Raw genomic sequence first — 17,417 nt, forward strand, 5'->3', positions numbered from 1 at the left:
TTGAACAACCAGAACGGCGGCGCCCCGGAATTTTCGGTCGTCATTCCGATGAAAAACGAAGCTGACAACGTCCTGTTCCTGCTCGACGGCATCTCCGCCGCCTGCGACGGGCGCCGGTTCGAGGTGATCCTGGTCGATGACGGATCCGACGACGACACCCTGGCCATCATCCGGCGGGCCCAGGCGGATCGCCCCTGGCTGCGGGCGGTCAAGCATGATGTGTCGGGCGGCCAATCCGCCGCGGTGCATTCGGGCGTGACACTGGCGCACGGGCCGGTCATCTGCACGCTGGACGGCGACGGCCAGAACCCGCCTGCGGAAATTCCGCACCTGCTGGCCGCGATCGAGGGGGCCGCAAGCGTCGGTCTGGTGGCCGGGCAGCGCGTCGCGCGGCAGGATACCTGGTCCAAGAAGATCGCGTCGAAACTTGCCAATGCGATCCGCGGCTATATCCTGAAGGACCGCACCCGCGACACCGGCTGCGGGCTGAAGGCATTTCGCCGCGACGCGTTTCTGGAACTGCCCTATTTCAACAACATGCACCGCTATCTGCCGGCGCTGTTTTCGGCCCATGGCTGGGACGTAGCCCATGTCGATGTCAGCCATACCGCGCGCCACGCGGGCCGGTCGAATTATAACAACCTTCAGCGCGGTCTGGTGGGAATACGCGATCTGATCGGTGTCAGTTGGCTGATCGCGCGGCGCAAGAAATCCCGACCGACCGAGGTGCCGGCGAAATGATGCAATCCCTGCTCGACTATTTCGGGATCACCTCGCGAAGCGATCTGATCTGGCTGCTGATCGGCCTGTTCGCCCAGATGATGTTTTCGATGCGCTTCCTGATCCAGTGGATCATGTCCGAGCGCGAGCGCAAGTCGGTCATGCCCAACGCGTTCTGGTGGTTCTCGCTGGTCGGCGGGCTGATGCTGCTGGTCTACGGTTTCCAGCGTGGCGAACCGGTAATCATCCTGGGCCAGGGCATCGGCATCGCGATCTACCTGCGCAATCTGTGGTTCATCTATGCCCGCACCTGACGCGGCGCGGCCATCGCTTTTGCCCGCCATCTGCATTGTCATCGGCGTGACGCTGTGGCGGCTGGGCTTTCTGGCATTCAACGGCACCGATCTGTTCGTGGACGAGGCGCAATACTGGCTGTGGGGCCAGAACCTCGATTTCGGCTATTATTCCAAGCCGCCGATGATCGGCTGGCTGATCCGCGCGGTAACCGAAATCGCCGGGTCCGACGCGCCGTTCTGGGTCCGCGCGCCCGCGCCGGTGCTGCACATGATCACCGCCTTCCTGCTAATGGCGCTGGCCAATCTGCTGTACGGCGCGCGTGCCGCCGCCTGGGCCGGGCCGGTCTATGTGGCGCTGCCCTTCGTGACGGTGGGATCGGCGCTGATGTCGACCGATACGGTGATGCTGCCCTTTTTCGCGCTGGCGCTGTGGATGTATTTCCGGCTGGCGCGCGCGGCTTCGGCCCGCGATGCGGCGCTGATGGGGGCGGCGCTGGGGCTGGGGCTGATGTCGAAATATGCCGCGGTCTATTTCGTGCTGGGCGCGGCGCTGGCGCAGCCGGCGCAGCGGCTGCGGACGCGCGACACGGCGCTGGCCGCAGCCGTGGCGCTGTGCGTGGCGGCGCCGAATATCTGGTGGAACCTGACCCATGACGCCGCCACCGTGCGGCACACGATGGACAATGCCGGCTGGGGGGCCGCCGCGCTGCATGTCGGCCAGGCGGCCGAGTTCCTGATCGCACAATTCGCGGTCTTCGGCCCGGTGCTGTTCGCCGGGCTGCTGTGGATGACATGGCGGGGCCTGCGCGGGCGGCTGCGGGGTTCCGATCTGACGCTTTTGCTGTTCTCGGCCCCGGTGGTGGCGCTGATCGTGGTGCAGGCGCTGCTGTCCAAGGCCTATGCCAACTGGGCGGTCGCGGCCTATGCGGCGGGCACGGTGCTGGTGGTCGCGGCGTTTCAGGCCAGACGCACAGTGCTGATCGGCAGCCAGGCCCTGCATCTGGGCCTGGCGCTGGCGCTGCCCGTGCTGATGATCACGCCCGAGGCGCCCCGGCTTGACGGCAAGCCGCTGCTGGCGCGCTATATCGGCATCGCCGATGTCAGCCGCCGCGCGCAGGCCGTGGCCGAGACGCAGGGGGTTTCGGTCCTGGTGGCCCAGAACCGCAGCCTGCTGGCCGATCTTTACTATACTCTGCGCGACACGGATTTGCGCATCTATGCCCTGCCCCGCCCCGGCCAGCCGGGCAGCTATTACGAACAGGTGTTCCCGGTGCCCGCGTCACTAGCGGAACCGGCCTTGTTTTTGACCGATGGCGCCACCGCGCCCTGCACGGGCGCCCAACCGCTGGCCGAATGGCAACCTGCTGAAGGCGCCTATGCCCGCAAGACGCTGCGGATCTTCAGACTGGCGCCCGGCTGCCTGAACGCGGGCGAATCCTGATCTGAATGGGGCAAAGAGACGCCGCAGTGACCAGCTTACGCGCCGACCATCCCCCCGTCCCGACGCGTCAGCACCACGACGGATGGTCGGGGCGGCATGCCCCGCGTAAAATCGGGCCAGGCGGTTCCCGCGTCGGAAATGCGTGTCGCGTCTTCGTTATCCTCAAGCCGCAAGTCGCCCGGATGCTGTACGGAAATGAAAACCGTCTGGCCGTCAGGGGTAAAGGCCGGCGAGCAGGCCTCTGATCCGACCGGCGGGATGTAGAACAGCTTGGGCAGGGCACGTCCCGGACCTTCGGTATCCATCACGTAAAGCGCGTCGGCGATGCCCTCGGGGGGCGGGCCATCGGTGCAGACCCACAGCCGACCCTGCGGATCGACCGCCATGTTGTCGGGGTCGGTAAACCAGCCGGCCGTGCTGGTCGCGGGGTGCATCGCGGCACCGGATGCGTCATCCGCCGGATCACCGCACAGCACAAAGACGCCCCAGGCATAGGTATCGGCGGCATGATCCGGCGCGTCGGGCGCTCCGGGCGGGATCAGTTCCAGAATGTGCCCGTGATCGTTGGGCCCGCGCGGGTTGGCGGCGTTCACCTGTTCGCGCGCATCGCCCTCGCCCGCGGCCAGGCGATCCTCGTTCTCGGTCATCGCGACATAGATCTTCCCGGTCTGCGGATGCGGCACAAAGCCTTCGGGCGCGTCCATCGGCGTGGCACCGGACAGATCGGCGGCAACCCGGGTATTCAGCACCACATCGGCCTGGGTGGCAAAGCCCGCCTCGGCGGTCAGCGGCCCTTCGCCCGCAATCAGCGGCACCCAGGTAAGCGTACCGTCGTCCGAGAACCGCGCCACGGCCAGCGTGCCATGATCCAGCAGGTCACGGTTGGCCGCGCGATCATCGGGGTTCCACGCATCGCGGGTGGTGAAACGATAGAGATATTCGAAGTCGTCGTCGTCGCCCATGTAGATCACGACCCGCCCGTCCGGGGCGACGGCGGTCTGCGCGCCCTCATGCGTCATGCGGCCCAGGGCAGTGCGCTTGACCGGCATGGCGTCGGGATCAAAGGGGTCGATTTCCACCACCCAGTCGAAACGCATCCATTCGTTCGGCTCGGCGCCATAGTCGAACCGCGGCTCGATCCGGGCCGCGGCGTATTCGTCGTTCTCGTCCTCGTCCCAGCCCTGACGCTCGACCAGATCCTGATCGGGCAAGGTGGTGTAGTCGCCCCCGAAGACATCCATGCCGCCTTCTTCGCCCGACAGCACCGTGCCCCACGGGGTGACCCCGCCATTGCAGTTCGAAATCGTGCCAAGAACCCGCGTGCCGGTCGGATCGGCGCTGGTTTTCAGCCGGTCGTCACCCGCTGCCGGGCCGCTGATCGCCATCTCGGTCGACAGGTGAATGCGCCGGTTGTAGCGGCTTTCCTTCACAATGTCCCAACCGCCTGCGCCTTTGCGGATCTCGACCACCGACAGTCCGGTGGCCCCCATCATGGCGCGAATCTGGTCTTCGGTCAGCTTGTCGCGGTAATCCTCGTCGGTCACACCATCGACCATCAGATAGGGCGAAGCGTATTCATGGCTGACAACCAGTAGCCCGTTGTCCGAACTGTTCGAGCCCAGCGGCAGCGGCAGATAGGCCGTGAAATCGTTATTATAGCCGAACTGCCGCGCGGCCGTCGCGCCGGTCTGCGCGGCCGGATCGAAATCGGGCGCATCGGGGAAAATCGGATCGCCCCAGCGGATCAGGATTTGCCGGTCATAGCCTTCGGGCCAATGATCGTCCGCGTCACGGGCACGGCGAAGTTCGGTAAATGTCGCCGAGGTGTCCTGCGCAAAGGCCGTCCCGGATTTCAGCAGCGCAGTGGCGGACAGCGCGGCAAACCCTGCAAGAAGCCCGCGACGGTCGATATGCGCCGAAAACATCGCCCCATAGGTCGATGCCATCTTGGTCCTGCGCGTCGGGCGCGCACGCGTCTTGTTGCGGTCGGTCATGGGAAATCCTTTACGGGTGGACCTGATCGATTGACTGTCGCCTGGACCCGCAAACCTGCGGTGAACCCAAGATGAACCTTTCGCAACGTTATTGCGAAGCAGTCCAATCGTCAGGCGATGTTGTCTGACGTCAAGGTTTTGGGCCTGGCGGCGGCCTGACCGGCCACCGGATGCAGGCCCTGTCAGCGTCTCAGCGGTTGGCGCGCGCCATCAGCAGTACCGCCACCAGCCCCACCGCCATCACCAGCAATGCCGCGGGCGACGCGTCGGACAGGTTTTCCAGCGACGCCTTGTCATAGACCCGCGTCGCCAGCGTATCGAACCCGAACGGGCGCAGCAGCAGCGTGGCGGGCAGCTCTTTCACGCAATCGACGAAAACCAGCAACAACGCGGTGCCGACCGAGCCGCGGATCAACGGCAGATAGACCGCCGTCAGCGTGCCCCGCGCCGTGCGCCCCAGCGAGCGCGCGGCCATCGGCAGGCTGGGTGTGATCCGCCCCATCGCCGAATCCGCCGCCCCCTGCGCGACCGCGAAGAACCGCACGCAATAAGCATAGACCACCGCAAAGGCCGAACCGGTCATCACCAGCCCGATATCGACGCCCGTCAGGCGTTCCACCGCGTCGGCCAGCGCATTGTCGGCCAGCGCCATCGGGATCAGCAGCCCGACCGCCAGCACCGCCCCCGGTGCGGCATAGCCGATCGTCGTGACCGGCATCAGCAGCCGGGGCAGCGCCCGGCCCGACAGCCGCACACCGTAAACCAGAAACAGCGCGCCCAGCACCGTCACCACCGCCGCCAGACCGCCGACCAGCACCGTGTTGCCCAGCGCCAACAACAGCCCCGGCGCCAGCCAGCCATCGGAAGCCTTCAGCGCGTGCGATGCGATCACCCCCACCGGCAGCGCGAACCCGATCAGGAACGGCAACAGACAGGCCAGCATCGCCGCCAGCCCTTGCAGTCCGGTCAGCCGGATCCGCGCGATCGGGCGGCTGTGGCGCGGCGGGTTGTAATAGCGCATCCGCCGCCGGCTGGCCTTTTCCAGCGACATCAGCACCAGGATCAGCACCAGGATCACCACCGCGATCTGGGCCGCGCCGCCGGTATTGCCCCCCTCCAGCCAGACACTGAAAATGCCGGTGGTCAGGGTCTGCACCGCAAAGTAATCGACCACGCCGAAATCGTTCACCGTTTCCATCATCACGATGGCCGCGCCCGCCGCAATCGCCGGGCGGGCCAGCGGCAGGCCAACCCGCACGAAGCGGCCCAGCGGCCCCGCCCCCAGGGCGCGCGCCACCTCGTATATCCCGCCCGACTGCTCGCGGAAGGCCGCGCGCACCAGCAGATAGACATAGGGGTACATCGCCGCCGACAGCACCAGAACCGCCGCCCCGCGCGACCGGATTTCAGGAAACCAGTAATCGCGCGCGCTGCTCCAGCCGAAAAAATCGCGCAGCGCGGTCTGCACCGGCCCGGCATATTCCAGGAAATCGACCAGCGCATAGGCACCGACATAGGCCGGGATCGCCAGCGGCAGCAGCAGCAGCCATTCCAGCCAACGCGCGCCGGGAAAGCGGTACATCGTCACCAGCCAGGCCGCGCCGGTGCCCACCGATGCCGACAGCAGCGCCACCGCCGCCATCAGGATCGCCGTATTTTCCAGGTATCGCGGCAGCGTGGTACGGATCAGATGCGGCCAGACATTTTCGGCCGGGTTCAGCGCCATCCACAGCACCGACACGATCGGCAAAAGCACCAGAACCGCAATCGCGACCGCCCCCACCGACCACGGATCGGCCCGCAGGCGCGGGAAACGGGGGCTGCTAATCTGAGTGTTTTGCTCGGCCATGACCGCGATCTACAGGAAAGCCATTTTACTGTCCAGAAAAGCTCGTATATCCATGAGAGGCAAGAACAGACAGGATCGCGAGGCCAGATGCAGGTCGTCTATCACCTGGGCGCACATTCCACCGACGAGGACAGGCTGCGCAAATGCCTGCTCAAAAACAAAGGGATATTGGCCGAGGAAGGGATCATCGTGCCCGGACCGGCGCGCTATCGCCCGATCCTGCGCGAAACCATGCTGTCGCTGCGTGGCCAGCCCGCGCCGGCCGAAACCCAGGAAATGCTGCTGGACGCGGTAATGGACGAAGACCACGCCGAGCGGGTGATCTTTTCGAACCAGACCTTCCTGTGCTCGGCCGCCAGGGTGCTGCGCGACGGCAGGCTGTACAGCCAGGCGGGCGAGCGCAGCTTCTGGATGTCGCAGATCTTTCCCGATGCCGAGTGCGAGTTCTATCTTGGCCTGCGCAACCCCGCGACCTTTCTGCCGGCGGTCTATACCGGGTGCACGGATGTTCCGTTCGACGAATTCCTGTCGGGCGCCGACCCGCGCGCGCTGCGCTGGTCAGAGGTGGTGCGCGCCATCCGCGACGCCAACCCGCAGGCCACGCTGACGGTCTGGTGCAACGAGGATACCCCGCTGATCTGGCCCGAACTGCTGCGCGAAGTGTCGGGCCACGATCCGTTCACCACGCTTGCGGGCACCGACGATTTCCTGTCCTCGATCATGAGCAAGACCGGGATGAAGCGGATGAACGACTATCTGGACGGTCACCCGCCCGCGAACGAGATTCAGCGCCGCCGGGTGGTGGCGGCCTTTCTCGACAAGTTCGCGATTGAGGACGAGATCGAGATGGAACTGGACCTGCCCGGCTGGACCGAGGATCTGGTCGAGGAAATGACCGAGCTGTACGAAGAAGACATGTTCGAGATAGAGCGCATGCAGGGCGTGCATTTCATCACGCCCTGACCCGCCCCGATCCTGTGCCGCCGCTAAAGCAGCCCGTTGGCCGCCGCGAACGGGTCGTCATCCGCGTCCTCGGACCAGCGGTATTCGGCCCATCCCGCCACCTCGCGCGCCCGATCCGCCCCGTGCATCCGGGCGATGGCCGCCAGGCTCATGTCGATCCCGGCGGAAACCCCGGACGAGGTGAAGAACCGCCCGTCCTCGACCCAGCGCGCCCGGGTCTGCCAGGTCACCCCCGGCCCCTGCGACCGGACCCAGGCAAAGGCGCGCTTGTTGGTGGTGGCGCACCGGCCGTCCAGCAGCCCGGCGCGCGCCAGCAGCGCACTGCCGGTGCAGACGCTCAGCACGAACTCGGCCTGCGCGGCGGCGTCCCGCAGCCAGTCCAGCAGCACGGGGTTCTCCACCTCGCGGCGGGTGCCCGTGCCGCCGGGCACAAGCAGGATGTCGAAACCCGCCCCGTCCCCAAGCGCCTGTTCGGCCCAGGCGCAGGGCCCCTGCCCGCTGGGCACCGCGCCTGCGGTTTCGGCCACCAGATGCAGGCTGTAGCTTTTGGCCAGCAGCCCGAACATCTGCAACGGGCCGAACAAATCCAGCAACTCGAACCGGGGAAAGATCAGGGCGCCGATCCGTCGCATAATGCCGCCATCCTTTCCGCCCCGGTGGTCGGGGTCAGCTCATCCCCAGCGCTTCCTTGTACATTTCCAGCACTGCTTCTTCCTCGGCGATGTCGTCGCGGTCGCGCTTGCGCAGGGCGATGACCTTGCGCATCACCTTGGTGTCATAGCCACGGCCCTTGGCCTCTGCCATCACCTCTTTTTGCTGGTCGGCAATATCTTTCTTTTCGGCCTCCAGACGCTCGAACCGCTCGATGAACTGGCGCAGCTCGTCTGCGGTCACACGGTAGGTCGCGTCGGTTACGGTATCTTCCATCTGTGCCTCATTCTGTTCGATTGCTTGCCCTCCGATACCGCCCGCCCCGCCGCGCCGCAAGCCCCGCCGCGCTTGCGCCGGGCGCGCCAATCGGCTAGCTGCCGTCGCGAAACAATGCAAAGGGGCGGGACATGGATGTGCTGATCTGGGGCGGGGCGGCGGTGTCGCTGGTCGGGCTTGTGGGCCTGGTCCGCTGTATCCTGCTGGCCGCCCGCGCCAAACGCGCAAACCTGCCGGACGAAGAGATGCGCGCCCGGCTGCAACGGGTGGTGGTGCTGAACATGGGCGCACTGTTCGTGTCGGTGATCGGGCTGGCGCTGGTGATCGTGGGTATCCTGCTGGGCTGACCCCCGCCGCTCAGCCCGTGTTCAGATCGGCGAAATGCCGCCCGTTCTTGATCAGATCGGCAAACAGGCGCGACGGCGCCCACAGTTCGGAATCGTCTTCGCGCAGCGCTTGCAGCGTTTTTTGCACATGCAGCAGCCCGGCCTGGTCCGCCGCCATCATCGGCCCGCCGCGCCAGCGCGGAAAGCCGTAGCCGTGGATCATCACCAGATCGATATCCGAAGGCTGCCGCGCCAGCCCGGCCTCAAGCAGCAGCGCGCCGGTATTGGCCATTGCCGCCAGACAGCGGGTCACGATCCCGTCAGGCGGCAGGGCGCGCATCCGGAGGTCGGGCGGCGCCGGGGGCGGCGTGCGCCACGGGGCACGGGTGAAGCCCTGCGCGCGCAATGCCTGCGCGACCGTCTCGGGCGGGGATCCCGCCGCCACCAGCCCCAAGGCCGCACGCGCGCACGCCCCCCAGACCGAGGCGCCGATCCCGCCACCCTGCGCGGGGCTGACAACCGCGACCCGGCCCATGCGCCGAAGCAGCCGCCGCAGGCCGATCAACGCGCCCGGCCCGGTTTCGGGCAGCGGCAGGACCTCGGTCAGCCGGGTCAGATGCGCAGGCGCCGTCACCTGAACGATCAGCGCGTCGGCGGGCCGCGCCAGCCCCGACAGATCGGGCGCGCCCCCCGGCGGCACCGACAGCGCCAGCACCGCGCCGGGCTGCATCGCCGCCTCAAGCGCCGGCGCATCCACCGCGCCGGTCGCGATCACCAGATCGGCCTGCGCCAAATCCGCCCCAGTGTCGGCCAGCCGGGCCAGACGTTCGGCGCGCTGCGCCTCTGACAGGCGCTTGTGCAGGATCGCCTCGCTATAGGTGGCGCCAATGCGGGGGGCCAGATCCGCCTGCGCGGCCGCGTCGCCCGGCAGCACCCGGACGCCCGCATCCAGACAGGCAATCGCCCAGCCCGCCGCCACGGGCCCCACCCCGATCACCGCCACGGTTTCGATCCGGCGCGCCGAGGCATCCGTGGGGGCCGGCAGAACGCCCAGCCGCCGCTCGGCCATATAGGCGTAGCGCAACGCGCGGGCCGCGTCGCTGTCCGCGCATTCCTCGAAGGCCGCGGCCTCATAGGCCAGCCCGGCCTCGAACGGCAGCAGTTGCGCCGCCGCGACGCAATCGACGATCCGGCCCGGCGCGGCGATCGGCCGGTCCGCCACCCGCGCCCGGTAATCACGCACCGCCGCCTGATAGCCGGCTGCATCCCGCAGCCCGTCGCGCCGGTCGCAGGTCGGGCGCGGCCCGGCGCCCCCGGCCAGCAGTTCGGCGGCATAGGTACGGGCGGCGGTGTCCAGATCGCCCTCGGCCACCCGGTCCACCAGCCCCAGGCGCGCGGCCTCGGCCGCGGTGACGGATTTGCCGACCAGCATCATTTCCAGCGCGACGGCGGGTCCGGCCAGACGCGGCAGCCGCTGCGTCGCCCCGGCCGAGGGCGGCAGGCCCAGCGTGACCTCGGGCAGCCCGATATGGGCCTGCGCCGCCGCCAGACGGTAATGCGCCGCCAGCGCCAGTTCGCACCCCGCCCCCAACGCGGTGCCCTGAAGCACGGCGATCACCGGCTTGGGGCACGCCTCGATTCGGGCGCACAGGGTGGTCAGATCAGGGGTATTGGGGGCTACGGCGGCCTCGGTCAGTTCGGCCCCGGCTGGAAAGGTCGGCCCTGCCGCCATCAGCAGGATCGCACGCACCGCCGGATCGGCACAGGCCCGCGCCAAGGCCTGCCCCAACTGCCGACGCAAGACCGGCCCCAGCGCGTTCAGCGGGGGATTGTCCAGCACAAGGCGCGCAATGCCCATCTCATCGACAGCCACACGCACCTGCTCACTCATATCGACAGACCCCTGCCCTGAACCCACCTCGGCCCGCAACACCCATACTGGCCGTCACAACACCGCCCTTGGCACCATTAGTATAGGCGCCAAGGGGAAACGCAACACTTTGATGAAATCATCAGGCGCAGCGCCTGTCAGGCAGACCGTCAGACCGGCATGTTGTCATACATGTCGTCGGCGTCGTCACCTTCCAGCTGCTGTTCGAGCCTCAGGATATCTTCAGGCACCGGCAGTCCCAGCGCGCGCAATTCGCAAATCTTCTCGCGCAACTCCTCTTGCAGGATATGCCGGTCCCCGGGCCGCTTCTCGATCTCGTCCATGATCAGCGTGATCCCTGCTTTCAGTTCTTCGAAGGCCATGACGCCCTCCCAGTTTCAAAGTTTCAGGTGCTGCGCGATCACCCCGCGCAACGGCTGCAAAATGGCGTGGCGGGCAGGATATCCAGCCGCTTTTCGGCGATCTCCTCGCCGCATTTCACGCAAAAACCGTACTCTCCCTCGGCGATCCGCACCAGCGCCGCGCGGATGCGGTCGATCTCTCGCAGCGCGGAACTGCCCATTCCTTCCAGAACTTCGTCCTCTTCGCGCTCGACGGCCAGCTCACCCCAGTCGCGGGACTGATGCGTATCCAACTCGTCCTCGATGTCGTGCACACGGGCATTCAATTCGGCAAGCCTGTTTTCCAGAACTTTTTTACGCTCAGCTATCGTGGCCATCGACACATCCTTCCCTTTGGTATTTGCATGATTGTTACACTGACCGGGTGTATCCGCCTTGATGCACGTCAATTGCACGTCACGTGACTGTTGAAACACATCAACAAAAACGCATATGTTCTTTGAACCCCCAAGGAGGAGTCGCAAGAAATGTCACCCGAAGTGAAGGCCTTCTTCGACGAGGCCACCAATACCGTCTCTTACGTCGTACGCGATCCGATGTCGAAAAAGGCCGCGATCATCGATAGCGTGCTGGATTTCGACTATGCGTCGGGCCACACCGACACCCGCTCGGCCGATGCGATCATCGCCTGGGTCAAGGAGCAAGGGTTCGAGGTCGAATGGATCCTCGAAACCCATGTCCACGCCGACCACCTGTCGGCCGCGCCCTATATCCAGGACGCCGTCGGCGGCAAGATCGGCATCGGCGAAAAGATCAAGGTCGTGCAGGACACGTTCGGCAAGGTCTTCAACGAAGGCACCGCGTTTCAGCGCGACGGCAGCCAGTTCGACCAGTTGTTCAGCCAGGGCGACAGCTTTCACATCGGGCAGCTGCGCGGCGACGTGCTGCACACGCCCGGCCACACCCCCGCCTGCCTGACCTATGTCATCGGCGACGCGGCCTTTGTGGGCGACACGCTGTTCATGCCCGATTTCGGCACGGCCCGCTGCGACTTTCCCGGTGGATCGGCCGAAACGCTGTATGAATCGGTGCAGAAAATCCTGTCGCTGCCGGACGAGACCCGGATCTTCGTCGGTCACGACTACAAGGCGCCGGGCCGCGAGGTCTTTGCCTGGGAAACCACCGTGGGCGAACAGAAGGCGAAGAACATCCATGTCGGCGGCGGCAACGACAAGGGCGATTTCATCAAGATGCGAACCGCGCGTGACGCGACCCTGGGGATGCCGCGGCTGATCGTGCCGTCGCTTCAGGTGAACATGCGCGCCGGCCAGATGCCCGAGCCCGAGGATAACGGCACGGTCTATCTGAAGGTACCGATCAACAAGCTTTGATCAAACGAAGCGCCCCGCGGGGCAAAAAGGGAAACGCGCGAACATGATTGAACCGGATTGGATCTGGGGCTTTGCCGGCGGCTTGCTGATCGGCATTGCAGGGGCTGTGTATCTGCTTTTCAACGGGCGGATCATGGGGGCAAGCGGCATTCTGGGCGGCCTGATCGATGGATCGGGCAGCCGTACCTTCTGGGAAAGGATCGCCTTCGTCGCGGGGGTCGTGCTGATGCCGCTGGTGATTTATCCGTTCTACAAGACGGTCGATACCCACATCACCACGAACTATGCCGTGATCATCGCAGCGGGGCTTCTGGTGGGGGTCGGCACGCGGCTGGCCAATGGCTGCACCTCGGGGCACGGGGTCTGCGGCATTTCGCGGCTGTCGCTGCGCGGCATTTCGGCCACCGTGTTCTATATCCTGGCGGGCGGTGTCACCGTGCTGCTGTTCCGGCACATTCTGGGGGTGATCTGATGCGCAATCTGTTTGCCTTTCTATCCGGCGCGCTGTTCGGCGCGGGGCTGTTCATCTCGGGCATGACCGACACCGCCAAGGTGCAGGGCTGGCTGGACGTGTTCGGCGATTGGGACCCGACGCTGGCCTTCGTGATGGGCGGCGCGATCCTGCCGATGGCGGTGGCCTGGGCGCTGACCAAAAACCGGCGCCCGGTTCTGGGCGGCGATTTCCCCACCCCGCCCGCGCCGAAGATCGGCCGCGATCTGGTGGTCGGCTCGGTCCTGTTCGGCATGGGCTGGGGCCTGGCCGGGCTGTGCCCCGGTCCGGCGCTGGCCTCGCTCGGCTATGGCGGGGTCGGCCACTGGGTCTTTGTGGCGGCGATGCTGGCCGGCATGGTGGCCGCGGTGCCGATCCGGCGCCGGTTTCCGGCCCCGGCCTGACCTAACCGGCCACGGGTTCCGGCCCTTCGGGCGCGTCCGCTTCGGGCGCGCCTTTTTGCTGCGGCGTCGCGGTCGCCCCGTCCAGCCGCACCGCCCGGTCGCCGCGCGTCCGGCCCAGCCGGCCGCTGGCGATCAGCGCCCGCCCGGCGCCTTCCAGCCGCACCGCGCCGATCGAATGACCCGGCAGCGGCAGCACATCGCCGGCCTTCAGCCCGGCAAGCTGCGACAGCGGCAGGCGGATGCGGGCCAGCACCGCCTCGACCGTCAGTTCCGCCGCCAGTACGCTGCCCCGAAGCGCCGCCCCCCATTCGCCCCGATCAGGCGCGGGCGCCGTGCCCGAAGCGGACGGCGGCTCGGGCAAGGCCAGAAACAGCTCGCCCCCCCCGGATGGCAGTTCCAGTTGCATCCGCACGCCGTGATAGCCGGTATCGGCCAGCGCAAACCCCAGCAACCGCGGATCGGTCAGCGCATCGCGAAAACGATAGCCGGTCAGCCAGCCCGCCGCCCCCTGCGGCGCGGCCAGGGCGGTATCGGCCTCGGCCAGGGTGCGGTCGATCAGGTCGCGCGCCATCTCGGCATCGATGCGGGTGGGCGGGCGCGGCGCGGCCTGCGCGGCGGGCATCCGCCCGGTCATGCGCTGCGCCACCACCGCGGCCAGAAAGGGCTGTGACAGGATCGCCAGCCCCACCGCACCGGCCGGACCGTCCAGCAGCACCAGCAGCGCGTGTTCGCCGACCGCCGCGTCCAGCGCCGCCAGATCGGGGCGGCTTTCCTCGACATCCGTCACGCTCAGCGCCAGTTCCAGTTCTTCCTGCGCGGCGCGGGCCAGCGCACGGGCCAGCACATACGCCACGGTCGGCGGCAGCCGCGCCGCCCGACCGTCGGGCACCGGCGGCGCGACCTTGCGTCTGAGCGCGGAATTCATAGTGTCATCCACCGGCAGGGGGCCTTTCTTGGGCACAACGGCTTTGCTTCATCCTGCCCCGGACAGAGTTTATAAAGCGTTAGCGCCCCTGGGCCGCCTGTTCCTGCGCCAACGGCAGCGACACCCGAAAGGCCGCCCCGCCCTGCCCCGGCAGATAGGCGATGCCGCCGCCCAGCTTCAGCATGATCTCGCGGCAGATCGCCAGCCCCAGCCCGGCCCCGCCCGCCGCGTTGCGGTCCGACAGGCGCGAGAATTTCTCGAAGATGATATCCTGGCTCTTCTTCGGGATACCGTTGCCATTGTCGACAAAATCCACCGCCACGTCGCGGCCGCTGCGGCGCACCCGGATGCGCAGTTCGGGCGTTTCGGCGTCGCAGTATTTCTGCGCGTTGGCGATCAGGTTGATGAACACCTGGCTCAGCCGGTCGGTATCGGTGACCAGCGCCAGATCCTCGGATCCGCGGTCGCGCAGGATCCGCAGCCGCCCGCCGCCGCCCGGCGATCCGGTCGCCGCCACCGCCCGGTCGATCAGATCGCGCAGATTGCCGGGCTGGGCGTTCAGATGCACCTGCCCGTTTTCCAGCACCGACAGATCCAGCAGATCGTCCAGCAGCCGGGTCAGGCGGATCGCCTCTTCGTGGATGATCGAGGAATAGCGCGTCAGATCCGCGCCGCTCAGCCCGTCGCCCTCCATCAAAATCTCGGAAAACGCGCGGATCGAGGTCATCGGCGTGCGCAACTCGTGGCTGATCTGGCTCAGAAATGCGTCCTTCTGGATCGACAGCTCGGTCAGCTTCTCGTTCACCTCGCGCAGTTGGCGGGCGGTGCGGGTCAGCTCCTCCGATTTCGCCTCCAGCTGGTTGGAATATTCCATCATCTGCGCGGTCTCGTCCGCGACCGCCATCAGATCCTCGACCGAAACCGACGAGCGCCCGACGATCTGGCCGATCATCGCATGGGCCGTCGCCGCCCCGACCGAACCCGACAGCGCCCGTTCCAGACGTTCCAGAAAGGCCGGCGTCGTATCGGGCAGATAGCCCACCTTGCCCTGCCCGGACGCGGCGTGCTGAAACAGCGCCTGCGCCTCGTCCGCACCCAGAATGCGCTGCGACATCATCAACAGATCCTCGGCCTCGGCGCTGCCCTGGGCCCAGCCGCGCGCCGGGTTGGAATGTTCGAACACATTGACGAATTGCGCGCCCTGCAGCCGTTCCATCGGCGAGGGAAAGCCCGACAGCGACACCGCGAAAAAGGCAAAGCTGTTCAGCGCCATCGACCAGAACATCGCATGGATCAGCGGATCCATCCCGGTCACGCCGAACAGCGCCTGCGGCCGCAGCCAGCCGATCCCCAGCGGCCCCTGGGTCAACAGCGCCTCGCTCATGACCACACCCGCACCGAAACTGGGCAGGAACAGGGTATAAAGCCACAGCGCAAAGCCGGTCAGCAACCCCGCCGCCGCCCCGCGCCGCGTCGCCCCCCGCCAAAAGATGCCACCCAGCAGCGCCGGCAAAACCTGCGACACGCCGGTGAATGAAATCAGCCCGATCGCGGCCAGTGCCTCGGACCCGCCGGTCAGCCGGAAATACAGGTATCCCAGCACCAGAACGCCCGCGATGGAGATCCGCCGCGCCCGCAGCACCAGATCGCGCACATCGCCCGAAATCGTCGCCACGCCCATGCCCTGCCGGTGCAGCCACAGCGGCATCACGATATGGTTCGACACCATGGTAGACAGCGCGATCGCCGCCACGATCACCATCGACGTGGCCGACGAAAACCCGCCCAGAAACGCCAGCAGCGCCAGCCCGCCCTTGTCCATGCTCAGCGGCACCGACAACACGAACAGATCGGGATTGGCGCCTTCAGGCTGGGTCGCCAGGCCGACGACCGCGATCGGCACCACGAACAGGCTCATCAGAAACAGATACAACGGAAACGCCCAGGACGCGGTGGCGAGGTGACGCTCGTCGGCATTTTCGACCACCAGCACCTGAAACATGCGCGGCAACGACAGCAGCGCCGCGCCCGACATGAAGGTCAGCCCGACCCAGCGGCCGGGGCGGAAGCCGACATCGGCGATGGGCGAGGCGGCGATGCGGTCGGCCATCGCGGCCACGCCGCCGGCCACATCCCAGACCACGAAGATGCCCACCGCCAGCAGCGCCACCAGCTTGACCACCGCTTCGACCGCGATGGCGGTGACGACGCCGTGGTGACGCTCGTTCGCATCCAGATTGCGGGTGCCGAACAGCACCGTGAACAGCGCCAGCCCGACCGCGACCCACAGCGCGGTCGCATTCGGATCGGGCGGGCCCCAGCCATGGTCCGAACTGCGCGCGAAAACTGAAAAAGACAGCGTAACCGATTGAAGTTGCAGCGCGATATAAGGCGTCGTGCCAACCACCGCCAGCAGCGTGACGATCACCCCCAGCGTGTTCGACTTGCCATAGCGCGACGAGATCAGATCGGCGATCGAGGTGATGCGCTGGGTCTTGCCGATGCGCACCAGCTTGCGCAGCACCCACCACCAGCCGACCAGCACCAGCGTCGGGCCCAGATAGATCGTCACGAATTCCAGCCCCGACCGCGCCGCATAGCCGACCGCGCCGTAAAACGTCCAGGCGGTGCAATAGACCGACAGCGACAGCGTATAAACCAGCGGCGAGCGCAGCCAGCCCAACCGCCCGGCGCTGGCGCGGCGCTCGGCCGCGAAGGCGATGATGAACAGGAACGCCACATAGGCCAGCCCGACCGCCACCAGAACATTGAACCGGATCACGGCGCGCCCCCGCCACCCCCGGCGCCGTCCGGGTCGGCCACGGCATCCTCGGCCCCGCGCAGCCGCCGCGCCAGCGCCGCGGCCGCCGCGATCAGCGCCAGCCAGACCGAGAACAGATAGACCAGTTGCGCGCTCAGCCCCCCGCCTTCGCCGCCGTCGCCCGATTGCCGCAGCAGCGGCAGCAGGAACAGAAACAGCCCCAGGATCGGCAGCAGCCGGGCCGCATCCATGATCCGGCGGGCGCGGTAACTTTGCCGCGCCAGGAACAGGGGCCGGACCGGCGGTTTCACGAACCCGCCAGTTCGCGCACCGTGGCCAGCACATCGGTGTTGGAAAACGGCTTGGACATGAAGCGGCTGGCGCCCAGGCTGGCGGCCATCTCGCGGTCGCGGGTCTGCCCCTTGGCGGTCAGCATCAGCACCGGCAGCGCCGCCGTGTCCGCGCCCGCGCGGATGTCGCGCAGGATGTCGAACCCGCTGCGCCCCGGCAGCATCACATCCAGGATCACCACGTCGGGCCGCTTGGCCCGCACCGCCGCATAGGCGCTTGTACCATCGGAATGGGTCTGCACACTCCAGCCGTCGCGCGACAGGATGAAGCGGATCGCCTCGATGATATTCGGCTCGTCCTCGATCAAAAGAACATCTCGCCCCATCCGTCTCCCCCCGGTTATGCGG

General features: G+C 67.0%; 19 protein-coding genes. 8 read left to right on the forward strand and 11 right to left on the reverse strand.

Going from position 1 to position 17,417, the window contains the following annotated elements:
- From ACSR1C_RS12725 to ACSR1C_RS12735, 3 genes are read left to right on the forward strand one after another with little or no spacing between them, the layout of a single operon-like run.
- Positions 1 to 741: a glycosyltransferase family 2 protein gene (locus ACSR1C_RS12725; RefSeq protein WP_460259875.1), complete on the forward strand. Its 741-nt coding sequence runs from the start codon at positions 1 to 3 to the stop codon at positions 739 to 741.
- Positions 738 to 1,034, forward strand: a complete 297-nt coding sequence (locus tag ACSR1C_RS12730) for a lipid-A-disaccharide synthase N-terminal domain-containing protein (RefSeq protein ID WP_460259874.1) — start codon at positions 738 to 740, stop codon at positions 1,032 to 1,034. The genes ACSR1C_RS12725 and ACSR1C_RS12730 overlap by 4 nt, the downstream gene beginning before the upstream one ends.
- The gene (locus ACSR1C_RS12735) at positions 1,021 to 2,457 is read left to right on the forward strand and encodes an ArnT family glycosyltransferase (RefSeq protein WP_460259873.1); all 1,437 of its coding nucleotides are present in this window, start codon (positions 1,021 to 1,023) and stop codon (positions 2,455 to 2,457) included. Before ACSR1C_RS12730 ends, ACSR1C_RS12735 begins: the two co-directional genes overlap by 14 nt.
- 35 nt (positions 2,458 to 2,492) lie before the next feature.
- Here ACSR1C_RS12735 and ACSR1C_RS12740 read toward each other — a convergent pair whose 3' ends face one another.
- Positions 2,493 to 4,451: a PhoX family protein gene (locus ACSR1C_RS12740; RefSeq protein ID WP_460259872.1), complete on the reverse strand. Its 1,959-nt coding sequence runs from the start codon at positions 4,449 to 4,451 to the stop codon at positions 2,493 to 2,495.
- 190 nt (positions 4,452 to 4,641) lie between these two features.
- Complete coding sequence (locus ACSR1C_RS12745; RefSeq protein WP_460259871.1) at positions 4,642 to 6,300, reverse strand: ABC transporter permease; 1,659 nt, start codon at positions 6,298 to 6,300, stop codon at positions 4,642 to 4,644.
- Between the two features lie 87 nt (positions 6,301 to 6,387).
- On the opposite strand from ACSR1C_RS12745, the gene ACSR1C_RS12750 reads away from it, so the two are divergent.
- Entirely contained in the window at positions 6,388 to 7,263 is an 876-nt protein-coding gene (locus tag ACSR1C_RS12750) for a hypothetical protein (RefSeq protein ID WP_460259870.1), read from the forward strand.
- Between the two features lie 23 nt (positions 7,264 to 7,286).
- Here the strand turns inward: ACSR1C_RS12750 and ACSR1C_RS12755 are convergent, their stop codons facing one another.
- Both ACSR1C_RS12755 and ACSR1C_RS12760 read right to left on the reverse strand, forming a co-directional pair.
- Positions 7,287 to 7,895 carry a DJ-1/PfpI family protein gene (locus ACSR1C_RS12755; RefSeq protein WP_460259869.1) on the reverse strand — a complete coding sequence of 203 codons (609 nt, stop codon included), beginning with the start codon at positions 7,893 to 7,895 and terminating at the stop codon, positions 7,287 to 7,289.
- A 34-nt stretch (positions 7,896 to 7,929) separates the two neighbouring features.
- Positions 7,930 to 8,190: a DUF2312 domain-containing protein gene (locus tag ACSR1C_RS12760; protein ID WP_460259868.1), complete on the reverse strand. Its 261-nt coding sequence runs from the start codon at positions 8,188 to 8,190 to the stop codon at positions 7,930 to 7,932.
- 131 nt (positions 8,191 to 8,321) lie between these two features.
- Between ACSR1C_RS12760 and ACSR1C_RS12765 the strand changes: the two genes are divergently transcribed.
- The gene (locus ACSR1C_RS12765; RefSeq protein WP_460259867.1) at positions 8,322 to 8,537 is read left to right on the forward strand and encodes a hypothetical protein; all 216 of its coding nucleotides are present in this window, start codon (positions 8,322 to 8,324) and stop codon (positions 8,535 to 8,537) included.
- 10 nt (positions 8,538 to 8,547) lie between these two features.
- On the opposite strand, the gene ACSR1C_RS12770 is transcribed toward ACSR1C_RS12765, so the two are convergent.
- From ACSR1C_RS12770 to ACSR1C_RS12780, 3 genes are all read right to left on the reverse strand, one after another.
- Positions 8,548 to 10,407, reverse strand: a complete 1,860-nt coding sequence (locus ACSR1C_RS12770; RefSeq protein WP_460259866.1) for an enoyl-CoA hydratase-related protein — start codon at positions 10,405 to 10,407, stop codon at positions 8,548 to 8,550.
- A gap of 149 nt (positions 10,408 to 10,556) precedes the next feature.
- Positions 10,557 to 10,769: a hypothetical protein gene (locus tag ACSR1C_RS12775; protein ID WP_460259865.1), complete on the reverse strand. Its 213-nt coding sequence runs from the start codon at positions 10,767 to 10,769 to the stop codon at positions 10,557 to 10,559.
- A gap of 38 nt (positions 10,770 to 10,807) precedes the next feature.
- Positions 10,808 to 11,125, reverse strand: coding sequence for a TraR/DksA family transcriptional regulator (locus ACSR1C_RS12780; RefSeq protein ID WP_460259864.1), 318 nt, complete (start codon positions 11,123 to 11,125; stop codon positions 10,808 to 10,810).
- Positions 11,126 to 11,275: 150 nt separating this feature from the next.
- Between ACSR1C_RS12780 and ACSR1C_RS12785 the strand changes: the two genes are divergently transcribed.
- The 3 genes from ACSR1C_RS12785 to ACSR1C_RS12795 are packed head-to-tail and all read left to right on the forward strand — an operon-like array spanning position 11,276 to position 13,033.
- The gene (locus tag ACSR1C_RS12785; protein WP_460259863.1) at positions 11,276 to 12,139 is read left to right on the forward strand and encodes an MBL fold metallo-hydrolase; all 864 of its coding nucleotides are present in this window, start codon (positions 11,276 to 11,278) and stop codon (positions 12,137 to 12,139) included.
- A 46-nt stretch (positions 12,140 to 12,185) separates the two neighbouring features.
- A complete protein-coding gene (locus ACSR1C_RS12790) occupies positions 12,186 to 12,611 on the forward strand; it encodes a YeeE/YedE family protein (protein WP_460259890.1) in 426 nt (141 codons plus the stop codon).
- Positions 12,611 to 13,033, forward strand: a complete 423-nt coding sequence (locus tag ACSR1C_RS12795; RefSeq protein WP_460259862.1) for a DUF6691 family protein — start codon at positions 12,611 to 12,613, stop codon at positions 13,031 to 13,033. Before ACSR1C_RS12790 ends, ACSR1C_RS12795 begins: the two co-directional genes overlap by 1 nt.
- A 1-nt stretch (position 13,034) precedes the next feature.
- Here ACSR1C_RS12795 and ACSR1C_RS12800 read toward each other — a convergent pair whose 3' ends face one another.
- From ACSR1C_RS12800 to ACSR1C_RS12815, 4 genes are all read right to left on the reverse strand, one after another.
- Positions 13,035 to 13,958 carry a FliM/FliN family flagellar motor switch protein gene (locus ACSR1C_RS12800; protein WP_460259861.1) on the reverse strand — a complete coding sequence of 308 codons (924 nt, stop codon included), beginning with the start codon at positions 13,956 to 13,958 and terminating at the stop codon, positions 13,035 to 13,037.
- A 79-nt stretch (positions 13,959 to 14,037) separates the two neighbouring features.
- A complete protein-coding gene (locus tag ACSR1C_RS12805) occupies positions 14,038 to 16,737 on the reverse strand; it encodes an ATP-binding protein (RefSeq protein ID WP_460259889.1) in 2,700 nt (899 codons plus the stop codon).
- A complete protein-coding gene (locus tag ACSR1C_RS12810) occupies positions 16,737 to 17,030 on the reverse strand; it encodes a hypothetical protein (RefSeq protein ID WP_460259860.1) in 294 nt (97 codons plus the stop codon). The genes ACSR1C_RS12805 and ACSR1C_RS12810 overlap by 1 nt, the downstream gene beginning before the upstream one ends.
- Complete coding sequence (locus ACSR1C_RS12815) at positions 17,027 to 17,395, reverse strand: response regulator transcription factor (protein ID WP_460259859.1); 369 nt, start codon at positions 17,393 to 17,395, stop codon at positions 17,027 to 17,029. The genes ACSR1C_RS12810 and ACSR1C_RS12815 overlap by 4 nt, the downstream gene beginning before the upstream one ends.
- Between the last annotated feature and the right edge of the window lie 22 nt (positions 17,396 to 17,417).

It is taken from the genome of Actibacterium sp. D185-2, assembly GCF_054954595.1.

What these genes read in the sequence shown, in the direction of transcription:
- ACSR1C_RS12740 (WP_460259872.1), bottom strand. Translation starts at nt 4,451, where the DNA reads ATGACCGACCGCAACAAGACGCGTGCGCGCCCGACGCGCAGGACCAAG.
- ACSR1C_RS12800 (WP_460259861.1), bottom strand. Translation starts at nt 13,958, where the DNA reads ATGAATTCCGCGCTCAGACGCAAGGTCGCGCCGCCGGTGCCCGACGGT.
- ACSR1C_RS12780 (WP_460259864.1), bottom strand. Translation starts at nt 11,125, where the DNA reads ATGGCCACGATAGCTGAGCGTAAAAAAGTTCTGGAAAACAGGCTTGCC.
- ACSR1C_RS12750 (WP_460259870.1), top strand. Translation starts at nt 6,388, where the DNA reads ATGCAGGTCGTCTATCACCTGGGCGCACATTCCACCGACGAGGACAGG.
- ACSR1C_RS12815 (WP_460259859.1), bottom strand. Translation starts at nt 17,395, where the DNA reads ATGGGGCGAGATGTTCTTTTGATCGAGGACGAGCCGAATATCATCGAG.
- ACSR1C_RS12730 (WP_460259874.1), top strand. Translation starts at nt 738, where the DNA reads ATGATGCAATCCCTGCTCGACTATTTCGGGATCACCTCGCGAAGCGAT.
- ACSR1C_RS12785 (WP_460259863.1), top strand. Translation starts at nt 11,276, where the DNA reads ATGTCACCCGAAGTGAAGGCCTTCTTCGACGAGGCCACCAATACCGTC.
- ACSR1C_RS12735 (WP_460259873.1), top strand. Translation starts at nt 1,021, where the DNA reads ATGCCCGCACCTGACGCGGCGCGGCCATCGCTTTTGCCCGCCATCTGC.
- ACSR1C_RS12795 (WP_460259862.1), top strand. Translation starts at nt 12,611, where the DNA reads ATGCGCAATCTGTTTGCCTTTCTATCCGGCGCGCTGTTCGGCGCGGGG.
- ACSR1C_RS12745 (WP_460259871.1), bottom strand. Translation starts at nt 6,300, where the DNA reads ATGGCCGAGCAAAACACTCAGATTAGCAGCCCCCGTTTCCCGCGCCTG.
- ACSR1C_RS12775 (WP_460259865.1), bottom strand. Translation starts at nt 10,769, where the DNA reads ATGGCCTTCGAAGAACTGAAAGCAGGGATCACGCTGATCATGGACGAG.
- ACSR1C_RS12755 (WP_460259869.1), bottom strand. Translation starts at nt 7,895, where the DNA reads ATGCGACGGATCGGCGCCCTGATCTTTCCCCGGTTCGAGTTGCTGGAT.
- ACSR1C_RS12770 (WP_460259866.1), bottom strand. Translation starts at nt 10,407, where the DNA reads ATGAGTGAGCAGGTGCGTGTGGCTGTCGATGAGATGGGCATTGCGCGC.
- ACSR1C_RS12765 (WP_460259867.1), top strand. Translation starts at nt 8,322, where the DNA reads ATGGATGTGCTGATCTGGGGCGGGGCGGCGGTGTCGCTGGTCGGGCTT.
- ACSR1C_RS12760 (WP_460259868.1), bottom strand. Translation starts at nt 8,190, where the DNA reads ATGGAAGATACCGTAACCGACGCGACCTACCGTGTGACCGCAGACGAG.